Origin of the sequence: Nitrospira sp. CR1.1 (genome assembly GCA_014055465.1) — a bacterium.
Lineage (GTDB): Bacteria > Nitrospirota > Nitrospiria > Nitrospirales > Nitrospiraceae > Nitrospira_A.
In genome coordinates, this window is record WIAF01000006.1 from 114325 (window position 1) to 129575 (window position 15251).

General features: G+C 58.0%; 12 protein-coding genes. 2 read left to right on the forward strand and 10 right to left on the reverse strand.

What is annotated here, in order from left to right:
- Positions 1-720: 720 nt before the first annotated feature.
- Both GDA65_12280 and GDA65_12285 read left to right on the forward strand, forming a co-directional pair.
- Positions 721-1395 (forward strand): hypothetical protein, encoded by a 675-nt coding sequence (locus GDA65_12280; protein MBA5863471.1) that lies wholly within the window; start codon positions 721-723, stop codon positions 1393-1395.
- Between the two features lie 824 nt (positions 1396-2219).
- Complete coding sequence (locus tag GDA65_12285; protein MBA5863472.1) at positions 2220-3050, forward strand: MBL fold metallo-hydrolase; 831 nt, start codon at positions 2220-2222, stop codon at positions 3048-3050.
- Positions 3051-3925: 875 nt separating this feature from the next.
- Here the strand turns inward: GDA65_12285 and GDA65_12290 are convergent.
- The 10 genes from GDA65_12290 to GDA65_12335 all read right to left on the reverse strand — a co-directional run bounded on the left by GDA65_12290 (position 3926) and on the right by GDA65_12335 (position 15180).
- Positions 3926-4690, reverse strand: coding sequence for a methyltransferase domain-containing protein (locus GDA65_12290; GenBank protein MBA5863473.1), 765 nt, complete (start codon positions 4688-4690; stop codon positions 3926-3928).
- Positions 4691-4903: 213 nt separating this feature from the next.
- Positions 4904-5266, reverse strand: coding sequence for a hypothetical protein (locus GDA65_12295; protein MBA5863474.1), 363 nt, complete (start codon positions 5264-5266; stop codon positions 4904-4906).
- Positions 5188-5574, reverse strand: a complete 387-nt coding sequence (locus GDA65_12300; protein ID MBA5863475.1) for an NAD(P)H-binding protein — start codon at positions 5572-5574, stop codon at positions 5188-5190. Before GDA65_12300 ends, GDA65_12295 begins: the two co-directional genes overlap by 79 nt.
- A gap of 36 nt (positions 5575-5610) precedes the next feature.
- On the reverse strand, positions 5611-6510 hold the full coding sequence (locus GDA65_12305) for an MBL fold metallo-hydrolase (protein MBA5863476.1): 900 nt from the start codon (positions 6508-6510) through the stop codon (positions 5611-5613).
- A 69-nt stretch (positions 6511-6579) separates the two neighbouring features.
- A complete protein-coding gene (locus GDA65_12310; protein MBA5863477.1) occupies positions 6580-8013 on the reverse strand; it encodes an efflux transporter outer membrane subunit in 1434 nt (477 codons plus the stop codon).
- A gap of 1 nt (position 8014) precedes the next feature.
- A complete protein-coding gene (locus tag GDA65_12315) occupies positions 8015-11197 on the reverse strand; it encodes a multidrug efflux RND transporter permease subunit (protein ID MBA5863478.1) in 3183 nt (1060 codons plus the stop codon).
- Positions 11194-12387, reverse strand: a complete 1194-nt coding sequence (locus GDA65_12320; GenBank protein ID MBA5863479.1) for an efflux RND transporter periplasmic adaptor subunit — start codon at positions 12385-12387, stop codon at positions 11194-11196. The genes GDA65_12315 and GDA65_12320 overlap by 4 nt, the downstream gene beginning before the upstream one ends.
- 38 nt (positions 12388-12425) lie before the next feature.
- Positions 12426-13136: an SDR family oxidoreductase gene (locus tag GDA65_12325; protein MBA5863480.1), complete on the reverse strand. Its 711-nt coding sequence runs from the start codon at positions 13134-13136 to the stop codon at positions 12426-12428.
- Positions 13137-13520: 384 nt separating this feature from the next.
- Entirely contained in the window at positions 13521-14084 is a 564-nt protein-coding gene (locus GDA65_12330; GenBank protein ID MBA5863481.1) for a thioredoxin domain-containing protein, read from the reverse strand.
- A gap of 217 nt (positions 14085-14301) precedes the next feature.
- Complete coding sequence (locus tag GDA65_12335; GenBank protein MBA5863482.1) at positions 14302-15180, reverse strand: pirin family protein; 879 nt, start codon at positions 15178-15180, stop codon at positions 14302-14304.
- Positions 15181-15251: the final 71 nt, after the last annotated feature.

Sequence of the window (15251 nt, forward strand, 5' to 3'; positions counted from 1 at the left end):
CTAGACCGCATTTGACTTTCCGCCTTTTAAGGATTTCCTGGAGACAATCCTTATGACAACAAGATCAGATCGCAAGTATGTTATTTGGGCGAGCCGGATTTTAACAGCCTTCCTCATGAACCTACTTATGCTATCAGGCTCCTCCTCTTCGAATGACACTTCGCCAACTGAAAGGTTGATGACAAGCAAGTCGCTGCTGGAGATAGTATCAATACAACCAACAAAAGCGCAGCCAACCGTTGGGTCCGGATTGGGGTTCATAGTCCAGGTGAAAAATCAATCCGAAGAAACCGTATTTATTACCTGGGACACTACTGTGCTAGTCGTCCCACCCGAACTCTTATACCCGTTCGCTCAACGGACTGATGTCTGGCATGCTACTTTTGCGACTGAGCTCAAACATTCGCCTAATGAAACAATCGGAATAAAGCCGGGTGATTCCTATATTCTATTTTGGACTCCTTCGCCCCCAGAAATAGAAAATATGGCCACATCGGCAGGAGTATTTAGTACTCTCAAAGTAATCATCACGGAGGTTGGATTTCTCTTTTTCTCCCCCGCCAATTACGAGGTCAGTGTAATCATTAAGCAGTGGACGAATGCCAAAGAGGTAGGAGGGGATAATTATCGGCTTGTAACCAAGAGCGCTAGCATCCCCGTCGCGGCCCCAAATATCGTGATCATGATAGGAGCGGCCATAGGAGGAATTCTTGCCTTCTATTGGCTTCGTGTCTCAAAGAAAGATGGAGAGGGTATACCTATTACCGCTCTTGCAACTTCCGGCACTTTTCTGAGATGCATATTACTTGCAGTAATTGTCACCATTCTTCTTTCCAGAATCGCAGATACAAAGTTTTTCATTCAGATCACGGTAAACGATGTTTGGGGGGCAATAGCAATGGGATTTCTAGCAAACCTCCTCGGGACAAAGTTATTAGAAAAGCTTTTGTAAGCTCCCCCGCACAGAGAAAAAAAGGGGGCGGGAATCTGACAGGATCACGCCGGGGGACAAGAAAAGGGGTCGGGAGTCTTTTCTTGACAGGATCGCGCCGAATCGGTACAAGATCGCCCATGCCACGCCGTCCACGGCTCGCAGCCGGAGACCTCGCCTATCACGTCCTGAATCGTCGCGTGGGACGCTTGGCTTTATTCGACAAGCCCTCTGACTACGCCGCGTTCGAAACGATTCTCGCCGAAGCCAACGCTCAGACCCGCATTCGCATCGCCGCCTACTGCCTGATGCCGAATCACTGGCACCTCCTCCTCTGGCCTCGCCAGGATGAAGAACTCTCCGAGGTGCTCCGCTGGATGACCATCACCTACACACAACGCTGGCATGCCCACCGTAGAAGGGGTCAGGTCTTGCAATCATACATTTTCACGTCCGGCGAATAAGCTCGCACCCAGGAATTGCTATTTCCTTCCTGCGCGGTTCCTTTTCCAAACAAGAGCGGCAGCCGAAATCGTAAGCGGCACCAGCAGCAAGAGCCCAACTGAAAGGCTGTACGCGGATGCGCCGAGTAGGCCGGAGTTTCGGGAATCATGATAGTCGATGCCGCTGGCTGCGATGAACAAGGCCACCAGGACGCCGGCCATGGAGAGAACCACCGCTCACAGGAGCCACCACCAGCCACCTCCCCCCTGCACAGAGGCCGTGAGAAATGTAAGGGGAATCCCGCCCAACGGAATCATGAGCCAAAGCGTTTCAAGGAAGTCGTTGCCCGCCGGAGTCGAAGGTTCATTCCTCGCCGCGAAGAGATAGACCGCAAGGCTTATCGCAATCCAGATTCCTTCGGGTCCAAACAGAAGAGACACAACACGCCACCTCGGGGCGCCATCTTGGCTGCGAGACGCATGCGAGTCAACCGGCGTGCCCCTGCGGCGCTCACTGATCACTGACCCTACTTCCCAAATGGAAAGAGCACAGCCAGCCTTTCCATTTCAGATCTTCACCGTGCGTGCGGAGGCCCAGGAGGCCCATATGTGTCCCTGTAGTGCCGACTCCAGACGCCAAGGCCGATGCGGGAGCAGCTGAACCGAGACACCGCATGGTGAATTGTGTCAGAACTCAGTTCAGATCCGGGAAATGACGGAAGGATCCTAAAACCAGGACTCCTCTTCAGCCTCTCTCACTTTCCGTATTCAGTTTGTGATCGATGGATGTTCCTCTATAATTTAACCCAGAAGTGCAGAGGCCGGGCTGGTCAGTGACTCGCCAGATGGAGGTTGCCATGGTTTCTGTTCCGCTGAATAATTTAACCAATGATTCGATCAACTCCGACGACGCAATCCTGCTTTTTGAAAGCGGTAGCCACAAGGTCTATTGGATCGGCACACACACTGGAGGAGACGAGATAGAGTGCAACACCTACCTGATTATCGACGGAAACGAAGGCTACCTGCTTGAACCGGGTGGGTTCGACCGGTTTCCACACGTGTTCAAGAAAGTGTGCCTTCTCCTCAGCCCGATGAGCATCACCCACCTGTTCTTCAGCCACCAAGATCCCGATATCTGCGCCTCATTTCCCAGTTGGACCAAGTGGAATGAACACATCAAGCTGGTCGTGTCGAGCCTATGGACTCGGTTCATGCTGCATTACGAATCCAGAGACGTGAGCGGCAAGGCTCACCATCTCGATTTCGTCAAAGTACCGGACGAGGGCCTTTCGATCCCGTTGAAAGAAGGCGGCCGACTCGATTGTATCTCCGCGCCATTTCTTCACTCCCCCGGTAATATTCTTGTTCACGATACGGTCAGCGGGTTCCTGTTTTCAGGAGATGTCGGAGCAGCCATGTACAAGGACCACACATTCAGGCTCGTGATCGATGATTGGACCCTGCACACCCAAGCCATGCAGGGATTTCATCAACGCTATATGTCCAGCAACCGGGCTGTCGCCGGGATGAACACACGACTCGCACCACTGCCGATCACGGCAATTCTTCCTCAGCACGGATGCATTTTTCGCGGGGAAGAGGTCTCGCGCTTTACGCAATGGCTCGGCAAACTCCCCGTCGGAGCCGACTATTTCTATCCCGACGTAGCTTAATCCCTGCGGGCAATGGTGTGTGCCGCCAATGAACAAACAACGGGAAGTCGTTTTTTGAACCATGCAAAACATGCCAGGAATCGTTTCAGTCCGCCGTCCCCCCACTACACTCCGACAGGCAGCTGCAACCCGGCCTGACGCTTGTCGATCGTTCGCCTTCTCCAGCCACTCGCCGGGATCCGTTCAATAGCCGTATAGTCCCTCTCCTGCGCGAATATACGCGGCAGGCCGTTTCCGCGATTCAGCACTGATTCAGCAAGCCTACGGCTGCGGGGCGCAAGTGAACACACTAGAACCCCGCCATCACTTCCCCCCGTGCCGAAGCAGATCTACTACTATCCGCTACAACCGACAAGGCAACATCTGAGCTGGTCTCAACAACCCGGCTGCGCATTCCCCGAGAAACAGGAGCACAGCGGATAGTTCGTGGACGATACTATGTTGGAATACACGGCCACCGTCACTTCCCAGCCAGGCTGGTTGCACGATGGCTGCAGATCCCGTTGTATAGACGCATCATCATCGGCCTCATCGGCCTGATACTGGGCGTCGCAGTGGGGCTTGCGTTGAGAAACAAGGGCGGGATCAAGGAGATGCCAAGCTGACAGCTTGGCTCAGTGACTAGCCCATGAGGCGGCCACGCGATTGGGTGGCGCGCATGAATCGCCCGAAGACTGCATCGCAGCTGGAATCACTCCGAACGAGTGTGCAACGGGGCCACCTGTTCGCTTAAGAAGCTTGGGTGCGGGGATTAGCAAAGCGGTTTGGAATGGAGTCGCTCAGGCCACGGAGACGACCGGAAGGGTGCTGAGAAGAGACGCCCTGAACTTGGAGGCTAGCCAAGCAGAGGGGTTGTGATATGAGCAGTCCCGATCCTACCGAATGCCGACAAATCTTCCTCGCAGTGAATATTCGTAACTGTCAGTCAAGACCTTTGTCATGTCCGGAGCGTGATGATCAAATTGCTCAAAGACCGTCTTGAAACCCAATTCGTATATCAGTCCGATCAGGTCTTCCCGTTTCACCCAAAATGACTGGCTATTATGAAAAGAGGCCCAGCGAAGCCCTTGCCGTTCGTCAACGGAGGCATTGTCCTGGAACTCTCTATACCAACGGCCCTTCAGAGACTCGTTCGATGTCATGGGAGAAAGCACATACTGCGATTTTACCCGATCGGACTCGATCGAAAAATGCGTATCAAGAATGAGCATTTTTTTCGTCTGCTTGGCCACCTGTTCCAGAAATGCTTTTGGTTGATCCAAGTGATAGAGCAGACCACAGCAAAACACCGTGTCAAATCTGCCATAAGAGGAAAAGTTCAACACATTGTCCTGCACGAATTGCAGATTCGGGAGACTGACATGCTCCTTCACATAGGAGCAGCATTGAAAGTTCGCGTCTCTGACCTCGATCCCCACCGCCTCGAATCCCATCCTGGCAAATCCGACCGAGTAGCCCCCTTCCAAACATCCCAGATCCACAATGCGATGGTTCTCCTTGCCGGCAGGAAACACCACGTCTAACAGCCTCCTGAGAGAGTGAAACCCAGGCCACTCCTCCACCAACAGTGGCGCATCAGGTATGGTGCGCCTGCCGCCATCGAGCCGGATGTTGTGTGCAGTAAAGGAAGGCACGCTCATACCAAGCCCCTTTCACGAGGGTTCAATTTCATCAATGCCCACTGCTATACGCCGGACGTGAACCGCAAGCCATATATGCCCCATAACTCTGAGTCTGTCCATAATAGAACGGGAACTCGACCTGCCGACTGGAGCTCCGAATGGTGGCTGTCAAATACGGGCGACTTCAACTCTGGAAATCGCACAGTCCACCTGCGGACGCAGCAACTCGCACTAGGCACCGTTATCTCGTCCTCGCCCGTTTTTTTTCCATGCTAGAGCCGCAGCGATGAACGTATGGGGCACCAGCAGCAAGAGCCCAACTGAAAGACTGTACGCGGGCGCGTCGAGTAAGCCGGAGTTACGGGAATCGTGATAGTCGACGCCACTGGCCGCGATGAACGAGGCCACCGACACGCCAACCATGGAGAGAACCACCACGCACAGGAGCCACCACCAGCCACCTCTCCCCGACGCATAGGCCGTGAGAAATGTGAGGGGAATCCCGCCTAACGGAATCACGAGGCAGAGCGTTTCAAGGAAGTCGTTGCCCGCCGGAGTCGAAGGTTCATCCCTCGCCAACAAAAGATAGACCACAGGGCTAATCGCGATCCACCGATAATGGCTTTCGCGCCCTTGACCTGACGGTTGTAGATGTACGGATTGCTCCAACTTGGATTGAAGGCGCTGGTAACGGCCCCGTGACCGCCAACCGAACGAGCCACCTCATCGGCCTGGTAGATATCGGCTTTCAGGGGATGAAGATGCGGGTGCGGCGGTAATGTGTTCGGATGCCGCACGATGGCCGTGACCTCATGGCCGCGGCCCACGGCGTCCTGCACAAGAGCCGATTTGATGAATCCGGTGGTGCGTCGATCAAGGCGACCCTCATCCTGCGCCTCTATTTAAACGGCTACGCGCGCATAAGGAGTTCAGGAGTCTTAGTGATTCGCCTGCGACAGATACCGATACATGCCTTCCACGTTCTCCGGAAACCAATCGGCATAGCGCTGCCACTGCTCATATTTGGGAAGCCTTACGGCCTGCTTGGTTTCTTCCATGCTGCGGCCTTGCTTCACGTGCTCGAGTACGGCGGCCCGGAGATCTTCAAGATAGCCGCGAAACAGGCGCACGTGGTCCTTCCTGCCGATCTTCCCATGGCCGGGCACGAGCATCTCAAAATCCAACTGCTCAACCTTCTTGAGCGATTCGATCCACTCGTCGGGATAGTCGCTCTTCAGCGTGCGATAGGCGACGGTTTCGACGGGAATGAAATCCACGGCGAACAGCAGCTTGTGCTGAGGCAACAGGACGACCACGCTGTTGTCCGAATGGTTCCTGCCGGTATAAATCAATTCAACGTGAGTGCCGCCGAGGTCGATGGACAATCGGTCGGTGAAGGTGATGTCCGGAACGGGAGTTGCCGGATCCGCCGCCTGCAGAATGTTCGGCCGAGCCAGAGCATGGCTGACATAAATAGCGTGCTCGGCAAAGACGCTGCCGCCGGTGATGTGGTCGTTGTGGTGATGGCTGTAGATGACGTACCGTACCGGCTGATCCGTGAGTTTCTTGATCTCGGCATTCAGCCAAGCGGCCGCGTCTGCGCTGATCGGGTCGGTGACGATCACGCCCTGCGGCGTCGTGATAAACACAGCCTGATGGAATTGATGCCGGAACAGATAGACGTTGTCGGCCAGCCTGGTGATTTCATCATCGGGTCGTGATTGTTGGGCTGCCGCCTCGACACTGTGCATCACTAGACAGCCAATGATCAGCCAACAGGGGAACCATTTCGAAACCGTCATGAGCCCCTCCTTGCGATGATCCGGCGACCCGCTCATGAAACGCCTTGTCGGCACCGTCAGGAGAACGGTCAGCCTCCATCGATATCAAGATTCGTGAACCGCGCATCATTTGGATTGGGCCTCGACGGCGGTCGCCATCGGCCGTGCCGGCCCCTGTTCCTCCAGTGACCACCCTCCCCCCAAGGCTTTGTAGAGTTGAACCACCGACGTCAGATAGAGACGACGGGTCGAGGCAAGGGAGAGTTCGGCGTCGAACAGATTGCGTTGCGCGATCAGCACGTCCAAATAGTTCGCCAGACCGCCCTTGTAGCGGAGACTGGCGAGTCGCAGCGCCGCTTGCAAGGCATTGACCTGTCGCTCCTGCGCCGCCGCCTGCTCGCGGGCGGTGCTGACGCCCACCAACGCATCTTCGACTTCTTTGAACGCTACGAGAATCGTCTGCTTGTATTGGGCCACTGCCTGGCGGGCCTGGGCCTCGGCCGCGTCCTGTTGAAACCCGAGCGCCTGCGCATTCAGCAACGAGCCGGTCAACCCGGGACCCAACACCCCGAAATCCCCGCCTGGAGTGAACAGCTTCCCCAAGCTCGGATTCGCGATGCCCAACGTCCCGGTGAGGGAGATTTTGGGAAAGCGGTCGGCCTTCGCGGCCCCGATCCTGGCGGTCGCCGCAGCCAACTGCTGCTCAGCCTGCACGATATCCGGGCGTCGCTGCAGCAGTTCGGAGGGCAGGCCGGCCGGCACGAAGGGTGGCATCGTTTGCCCGGTCAACGCCAGACCTCTCGGAATCTGGCCGGGATTCCTCCCCAATAACACGCTCAGTTCATTTTCCTTCTGAATCATTTGGCGTTTCAAATCGGCGATACGGGCTGCCGCGTTTTCCCGCTCGGCCTGGAACTGCTCGACATCCAGCCGATCAATCAATCCCTGCCTGTGGCGCGCCTGACTGATGCGCACCGATTCATTCCACGCCTTCAAGGTGCGCTCGGCGATTTCCAATTGCAGATCGAACTGCCGCAGATCGAAATACGACTGCGCCACGCCTCCGACCAACTGCAGCACGATCGCGCGTCGGTTGTCCTCCCTGGCCAGCAGGTCGGCCCGCGCGGCTTCGTTGGAGCGGCGGATGCGTCCCCAAACGTCGATCTCCCAAGCGAGATTGCCCTGCAAATAATAGTTGAAGGGGTTGCTGAATCCGGGAAACCGGACACCACCTTCTCGCACAATAGGTCCATTCGCCGTCGCGGTCAGTTGCGGCGCATAGTCGGTTCTGGAGATGAATAGCCGCGCCTTGAATTCTTCGACGGTCGCCACGGCGCGCTCAAGATCCTTGTTCTCCTCCAGCGATACGCGGATCAGTTTTTGAAGTTCTTCATCCCGATAGAGCTCCCACCAAGGCATGTTGGCGAGCGACGGCAGATCTTTCTCTTCCCCGGCCATCCGGAACGACTCGGTGACGGGAATGTCGGGCCGCGAGTAATCCGGCCCCATCGCGCAGGCCGACAACAACACAGCGGCTCCCATCAACGCGACAACACGCATGTCACTGCCCTCCTTCCCTGGATGTCGGGGTCGATCCGGCCCGGATTGCTTCGGCTCCGTCCGCCGGAACCGGTCTTGCAGCCGGTCGGACGAACGATCGGACCAGCACGAAGAACAAGGGAACGAAAAAGACGGCCAGAAAGGTTGCGGCCAGCATCCCGCCGAATACGCCGATGCCGATCGAATGGCGGCTGGCAGCCCCGGCGCCACTGGCAAGCAGCAAGGGCACCACGCCGAGAATAAATGCCATTGAGGTCATGAGGATCGGCCGGAACCGCAACTGCGCGGCCTCGATCGCAGCATCCTTCAGCGAGAGACCGTGCGCATAGCGCTGATTGGCAAACTCCACGATCAGGATGGCGTTCTTGGCCGCAAGCCCGATGAGAGTGACCAGGCCGATTTGAAAATAGATGTCGTTGGCCATTCCCGAAAGCCACACGGCAACCAGCGCGCCGAACACCCCGAACGGCACAGCCAAAATGACCGCAAAGGGAACGCTCCAGCTCTCGTATTGCGCGGCCAGCAGCAGAAATACCATCAGCAGTCCGAACCCGAATGCGACCATCGATTGCGTTCCCGCCTTGCGTTCCTGATAGGAAATCCCGCTCCAATCAATGTCGAAGCCCTGCGGGAGGAGGACGTCTTGCGCCGCTCGCTCCAGGGCATCGAGCGCCTGGCCTGAACTGTATCCCGGCGCCGCGGATCCGAGCACGAGCGCGGTGTTAAACCCATTAAAGTGGGTGACAGGATCGGGTCCGCTGGAATAGGTCGTCGTGACGACCGTATCGAGCGGGATCATCGAGACCCCCTGCCCGTTCGTCGCCCGCACATAGATTTTGCTGATGTCCGAGGGCCGGGCGCGGTACTGGGGTTCGGCTTCGGTTTGGACCCGATACACGCGGCCGAACTTGACGAAATCGTTCACATACAGATTCCCGAAGTAGGCCTGGAGGGTATCGAAGACTTCGGAGATCGGCACCCCGAGCGCTTTGGCCCGTTCCCGATTGATTTTGGCCTGCACGCGCGGCGCGCTCACGCGGAAACTAGTGCTGACCGATCCGATGGCGGGGTCCTGCCTGGCCCTGGCGACGAATTCCTGCGCCACGGCGCCGAACTTTTTGAAGTCCCCGCCGGTCGGATCTTGAAGCTGCATGGAGAACCCGCCGGTCGCGCCGAGCCCGCGGATCGAAGGCGCATTGAAGGCTAACACCAGTGCGCCGGGAATCTTGGCAAACTCTCTGAACGCGCCGCCGATAATCGACTTCGCATGATCTTGTTCGCGCTTCCGCTCGTCCCACGGTTTGAGCGGCGTGAACATGGTGGCGGTGTTGGTGCCCCGCGTATTGAAGACAAAGTTCTGCCCCGACAACACTTGTGTCCCATAGATCGCGGGCAAGGTATGGTAGTACTGCTCCACCTGATCGAGCACGGCATCCGTGCGTTTTTTCGAGGCTCCGTCCGGGAGCTGCACGACCGTGATGAAGTACCCCTGATCTTCATCGGGCAAAAACGCCATCGGAATCGAACGAAAGAGACCGGCGGCGATCACGAGAAGCAGGCCGAACAGCACCATCGAAAGCAGCCCATGTTTCAACATGAGGCCCACGCCGTTCGTATAGCGACCTTGAATCCGATCGAATGCGCGGTTGAAGAGTCCGAACAGGCCCCGGTGAGATTCGTGACCCGGCTTCAAGATCAACGCGCAGAGTGCCGGGCTGAGGGTCAAGGCCACGAATCCCGAGATCGTCACGGAGACCGCAATCGTGATGGCGAATTGCTTGTACAACTGGCCGGTAATACCCCCCAGAAACCCCACCGGGACGAACACGGCGCAGAGAATCAGCACGATAGCAATGACGGGGCCGGCGACTTCGCTCATGGCTCGCTTCGCCGCGTCTCTCGGCGACAGTCCGCCGGCCATGTGGCGCTCCACATTCTCCACCACCACGATGGCGTCGTCCACCACGATCCCGATGGCAAGCACCAACCCAAACAACGTCAGCGTGTTGATCGAAAAACCCAGCGCGGCCATGCCTGCGAACGTGCCGATCAGGGACACCGGAACCGCCAGGGCGGGAATCAACGTGGCCCGCCAGCTTTGCAGAAAGAGATACACGACCAGCAACACGAGAATCATGGCGTCGCGCAACGTAGCGATGACCTCGTGGATCGAGACTTCGACGAAGCGCGTCGTGTCATAGGGAATATCGTACGTGACGCCCGGCGGGAACACTCTCTTCATGCGCTCCATTTCAGCCCGGACCCGTTTGACCGTGTCGAGAGCATTGGCGCCGGGCGAAAGAAATGTGAGGAGCAGAGCGGTGGGTTTGCGGTTATAGCGGCCTTCGAGGACGTACGACTGCGCGCCCAGCTCCACTCGCGCCACATCCTTGAGGCGGACCATGGAGCCGTTCGGCAAGGCCCGGACGATCATCTCTTCGAACTCGCGCACATCCGACATCCGTCCGTCGGTAATCAACGGGAGCGTGAGCTCCGTGGCCACCGGCATGGGTTCCCGACCGATCGTGCCGGCGGGAAAATCCCGGTTCTGTTCGCGCACGACGTTCGCGATATCCGTCGGCGTCAGGCTGAGCTGCGCCATGCGAACCGGGTCGAGGATCAGGCGCATACTGTAGTTCTGTTGCCCGAATACCAACGCGTCACCGACACCCGGCAGGCGCTTGATATTGTCGAGAATGCGCAGCGTGACAAAGTTGGAGAGGAAAAAGGCATCCTGTTGCGGGTCGTCCGATTGCATGACCATGACGGCCAGGAGATCCGGAGACATCTTCTTGACCGTGATCCCTTGCCGGACGACTTCCGGCGGCAGTTGAGGCTCGGCCAGTTTCTGGCGGTTTTGGGCCTGGACCTGCGCAATATCGACGTTGGTGCCGATCTGGAACGTGAGCCGGATGCTCATGTGCCCATCGTTCGTACTCGTCGAATCAAAGTAGAGCAGGTTGTCGATACCGGGCAATTGCAGTTCGATCGGACGCGCCACCGACTCCGCCACGACCTCCGCACTGGCTCCCGGATAGTCGGCCTCGATCTGCACGACCGGCGGGGTGATTTCCGGAAATTGGGAGATGGGCAGGGCCTGCATGGCAACCAGCCCCACCACGATGATGACGATAGAGAGAACCGACGCAAAAATCGGGCGATCGATAAAAAAACTGAGGTTCATTTCGGCCGGTCCGTCTCGGTGACGACACCGGAGGAACCGGCGGCGGTTGCGGCGGAGGAGACCAGCACAGTCTTGACCTGGGCTCCCGGTACAGCCCGTTGAAATCCGTCTACGATCACGCGTTCCCCGACGTGAAGCCCCTCCTCAATCAGCCATCGATCTCCTTGCCAATCCGAGGCTTTCACGTCGCGGACTTCGACCTTGTCGCCGGGACCGATCACATACACCACCGTGCCTTTCGCCCCCTGTTGCACCGCACGCTGCGGAACCAGAATGGCATCGGGTTTCGACACGCCGTGAAACCGTACGGTCACGAACTGGCCCGGCAAGAGCAGACGATCCGGATTCGGGAAGACCACCCGCGCCTGCCTTGAGCCTGTTTCCGTTCGCAGGCTGATATCCGTGAAATCCAGCTTGCCCTCGTGAGAATAGGTCGTGCCGTCCACGAAGATAATGGTGCCGGTGAGGCTATAGACACCGGGATGCTGAATCCGTTTTGACAACCTGTCCCGTCTGCGTTTCAGGAGAAAACTCTCCGGCGCGCTCACGATGACGTACATGGGATCGACTTGATGAATAACGGTCAACAAGTCGGTCTGAGCCGTCACCAGCCGGCCTTGATGGTAGCGTGTCCGCTCGATCAACCCGTCGACCGGCGCCATCACGAGCGTGTTGTCCAGATCGAACTTGGCTTTGACCAAATCACCTTTCGTCGCTTCTAGCGCGGCCCGCGCGGCAAGGTCTTCCGCAACCGCATCATCAACGTCTTTCTGGCTGACGGCGTCTTCGACGAGCAACGGCTTCACCCGCTGCAGATTCTGCTTGGCCTGAACGAGCCGTGCCTCGGCTTGAGCAACCCGGCCTTTGGCGCTCGCATACGCCGCCTTGAAGGGGACGGGATCGATCTCATAGAGGCGGTCCCCTTGCTTGATGTCGCGTCCCTCGGAAAAGAAGCGGTGCTTGATGATACCGGTCACTTGCGGCCGAATCTCGACAATACTCGAGGCCTCAGCCTGTCCGATGAATTCCGGCTCGTCGGGAACGGTCTGAAGGGAGGCTTCGATCACCTGCACTTCGGGCATCGGCGGCGCCGGCGGGGGAGAGGCCTCGCCCTTGCATCCGAACAATGCCACCATGCCGGCGAAAAGACCTACGCCGAATGTGAGTGTGTTGCGTGGCGTCTCCCTCATGATCCTGCACACCAAACGTCATTCATGATCCGGCCTCCTCACGAGAACGTACCTGCGGATGCTCCGCCTCCCCCGGTGCCGACCGGAATTGCGGCCCCGCTGATCTGAGCAGCCTTGTCCGAGGCGAGAAAGAGCAGCGTCTCGGCGATGGATTCCGGCCTGGCCCAGAAGGAGGGATCGGCCTTCGGCATGCTCGCACGGTTGGCGGGAGTATCGATAGTGGTAGGCAGCACCCCGTTGACCGTCACTCCCGACCCTTTCAGTTCGAGCGCCAATACGCGGATGAGCGCGAGTAAGCTCGACTTGGCGACGAGATAGGCAGCGGCGCCGGGGAACGGCTCGACCGCCGCCCAGGCCGCCACGTGCAAGATGCGACCGGTTCCGCGTGTCATCATGTGAGGCAGGACGGCTTTCGACAGCAGGAACGCCGACGTCACGTTCATGGTCAACATCCTTTGCCAGAGCGACAGATCAGTGTCCACCACACGCCCCATGGCAAAACCACCGACAAGGTTCACCAACACATCAAGACGGCCTGCTGTTCGAATCACGTCATCTACGAGACGGCGAACGGCCGCGTCATCGGTGACATCCGCCTTCATCGCGTTCCCTGCTGCGATCTCATCCGGCGGCGGATCGCGGTCTACGCTGATGAGACGGGCGCCGGATCGCGCGAAAGCCGGTGTGACAGTCCGTCCCAGTGCGCCGGAGCCTCCCACAATTAGCACAACTCTTTCATGAAATGACATAGTGCTGCTCCCTTGAGGCGGCCGCCTCTATTGCTCCGGCTTGCCGTCGGACTCCTGTGTCTTGCGCCGGATTTGTACGTATGGATGGGCGTGCCTAAGGCAAATTCTCCCGATCCCCTAGCACGCGTAGACCGGTCGCCACTCTACGGTGTGGTCGCCTTGGTCTTGATGCACTCGGTGTTGATTCTGATGCTAATCTCGTCGCTCACGATCATGCCGCCGTTATCCAAGAGGCCGTGAAAATTGACGTTGAAATCCCGACGATTGATCCTGCCTGCTCCGACAACGCCGGCGCGCATTCCAAGAGACGCCATCTAGGCTGATCTTCGCAGCCCATGTCTCGTCACAAGAACCGGATATCTTGCCGGCTCTGATCCTCTCACGTCACGGATCGCAGGCTTCGACGTTGCAAATGTGCCGTTGCAGGACCGCGTGCAATGTTTCACGATCGTCCGGACCGTCATACGGTTCACTGTTGATGAACCACGTCGGCGTGCCCGTGACCCTGCTCTCTGTCCCGCTGAGGACATCAGCCCGCACCGTTTCCGCATAACGGTGCTCAGAGAGGTCTCGTTTGAACCTGTCCAGATCCAATCCAATCTGCCCGGCGTGCCTCGTCAGCTCCCGGTCCGTCAGTCTGTCTTGGTTCGCAAACAAAATCTCCGCCATCTCCCAGAACTTTCCCTGTGCCGCCGCCGCTTCGGCCGCTTCCGACGCCTGCTGCGCATGGGGATGTTTCATCAGAGGGAAGTGACGAAAGACAAATCGCAGGCGCCCTTGGAATGCTTCGAACAGCGTTCTCGCGATCTCGGTCCCCTCTTGCGAGTACGGACACTCGAAGTCGCCGTACTCGAGAAGCGTGACCGCGGCATTGGGTGAGCCAAGAACATGCTCCTGATCACCAACAGGCCGAGACAACTGCGTGGTGGATTGTTTGGGCGTCGCCATGGTGTCCTCCAACTTGAACGCACTCGATTACGTCTTCGCGGCTGAGGTCAGAATCGCTTCTCATCAATGCCATAGACATCACACCAGCGGTGCGCCGGCTTATCGTGAGGCAGGTGGAGCTCGATGGACTCTCCTCCAACAGATACCGCGCAACCGGTACATCACGCGGACGCCGGACCTATGGCCGTGCACACTGTCGTTGTTCGAACCGGGGAGCTCAACGGATAAGCGGTTGAGATGACTCCATGTGGCCGAAGCGGCCGTTGTTGAAATCGTCGGCGGCCTGCCGAATTTCAGCCGCGCTGTTCATGACGAACGGGCCATAACCAACCACCGGTTCATCGATGGGCTCGCCGGTCAAGATGAGCAGGATCGCGTCGCGATCGGCGTGAATGGACACATCGCTGCCCTCTCGCTCCAAGCGAACGATCTCCGCCTCACCGGCGGTCTGCGCGCCATTGATGACAACTTGGCCCGTGAGCACCGCGACCATGGCATTGTGCCCTGCTGGCAGGTGAAGCGTGAGATCGGCGCCTGGTTGGAGACGGAGATCCCACAGATTGACGGACGTGAACGTGCGCGCCGGTCCACGGACACCGCGAAATTCGCCGGCGATGATCCTGGCCCGCCCACCCGCAAAGGGGACGACCGGAATGTCCGCGCTCGTGATCCCCTGATACCCCGCGGGACTCATCTTGTCTTTGGCCGGCAAATTAACCCAGAGCTGGACCATCCTGAACGGGCCGCCTGTCTTGCTGTAGTTCGGTGAGTGAAATTCCTCGTGAAGGATGCCGCGGGCCGCCGTCATCCATTGGACATCGCCCGGCCCGATGACCCCGCCATTCCCGACAGAATCGCGATGCGCCACCTCTCCGTCATAGACGATGGTCACCGTCTCAAATCCACGATGCGGATGCTGCCCGACGCCGCGTGGCGTCTCGGTGGGATCGAATTGATGGGGGCCTGCATAATCGAACAGCAGGAACGGGCTGATCGCTGCGCTATCATGATGGTAGGAAAATAGCGACCGGACTGGGAAACCGTCACCGACCCAATGGCTGCCATGAGCGCGCAGTATTTCTGCAATCTGCTTCATACCTGCTCCCTTTTCGAGACGGGGTGATCCCGATCAGTTGATCTTGGATTTTCCATGGAAAGTAATATAGG

What these genes read in the sequence shown, in the direction of transcription:
- GDA65_12325 (MBA5863480.1), bottom strand. Translation starts at nt 13,136, where the DNA reads ATGTCATTTCATGAAAGAGTTGTGCTAATTGTGGGAGGCTCCGGCGCA.
- GDA65_12330 (MBA5863481.1), bottom strand. Translation starts at nt 14,084, where the DNA reads ATGGCGACGCCCAAACAATCCACCACGCAGTTGTCTCGGCCTGTTGGT.
- GDA65_12305 (MBA5863476.1), bottom strand. Translation starts at nt 6,510, where the DNA reads ATGAGCGGGTCGCCGGATCATCGCAAGGAGGGGCTCATGACGGTTTCG.
- GDA65_12315 (MBA5863478.1), bottom strand. Translation starts at nt 11,197, where the DNA reads ATGAACCTCAGTTTTTTTATCGATCGCCCGATTTTTGCGTCGGTTCTC.
- GDA65_12310 (MBA5863477.1), bottom strand. Translation starts at nt 8,013, where the DNA reads ATGCGTGTTGTCGCGTTGATGGGAGCCGCTGTGTTGTTGTCGGCCTGC.
- GDA65_12285 (MBA5863472.1), top strand. Translation starts at nt 2,220, where the DNA reads ATGGAGGTTGCCATGGTTTCTGTTCCGCTGAATAATTTAACCAATGAT.
- GDA65_12335 (MBA5863482.1), bottom strand. Translation starts at nt 15,180, where the DNA reads ATGAAGCAGATTGCAGAAATACTGCGCGCTCATGGCAGCCATTGGGTC.
- GDA65_12290 (MBA5863473.1), bottom strand. Translation starts at nt 4,690, where the DNA reads ATGAGCGTGCCTTCCTTTACTGCACACAACATCCGGCTCGATGGCGGC.
- GDA65_12320 (MBA5863479.1), bottom strand. Translation starts at nt 12,387, where the DNA reads ATGAGGGAGACGCCACGCAACACACTCACATTCGGCGTAGGTCTTTTC.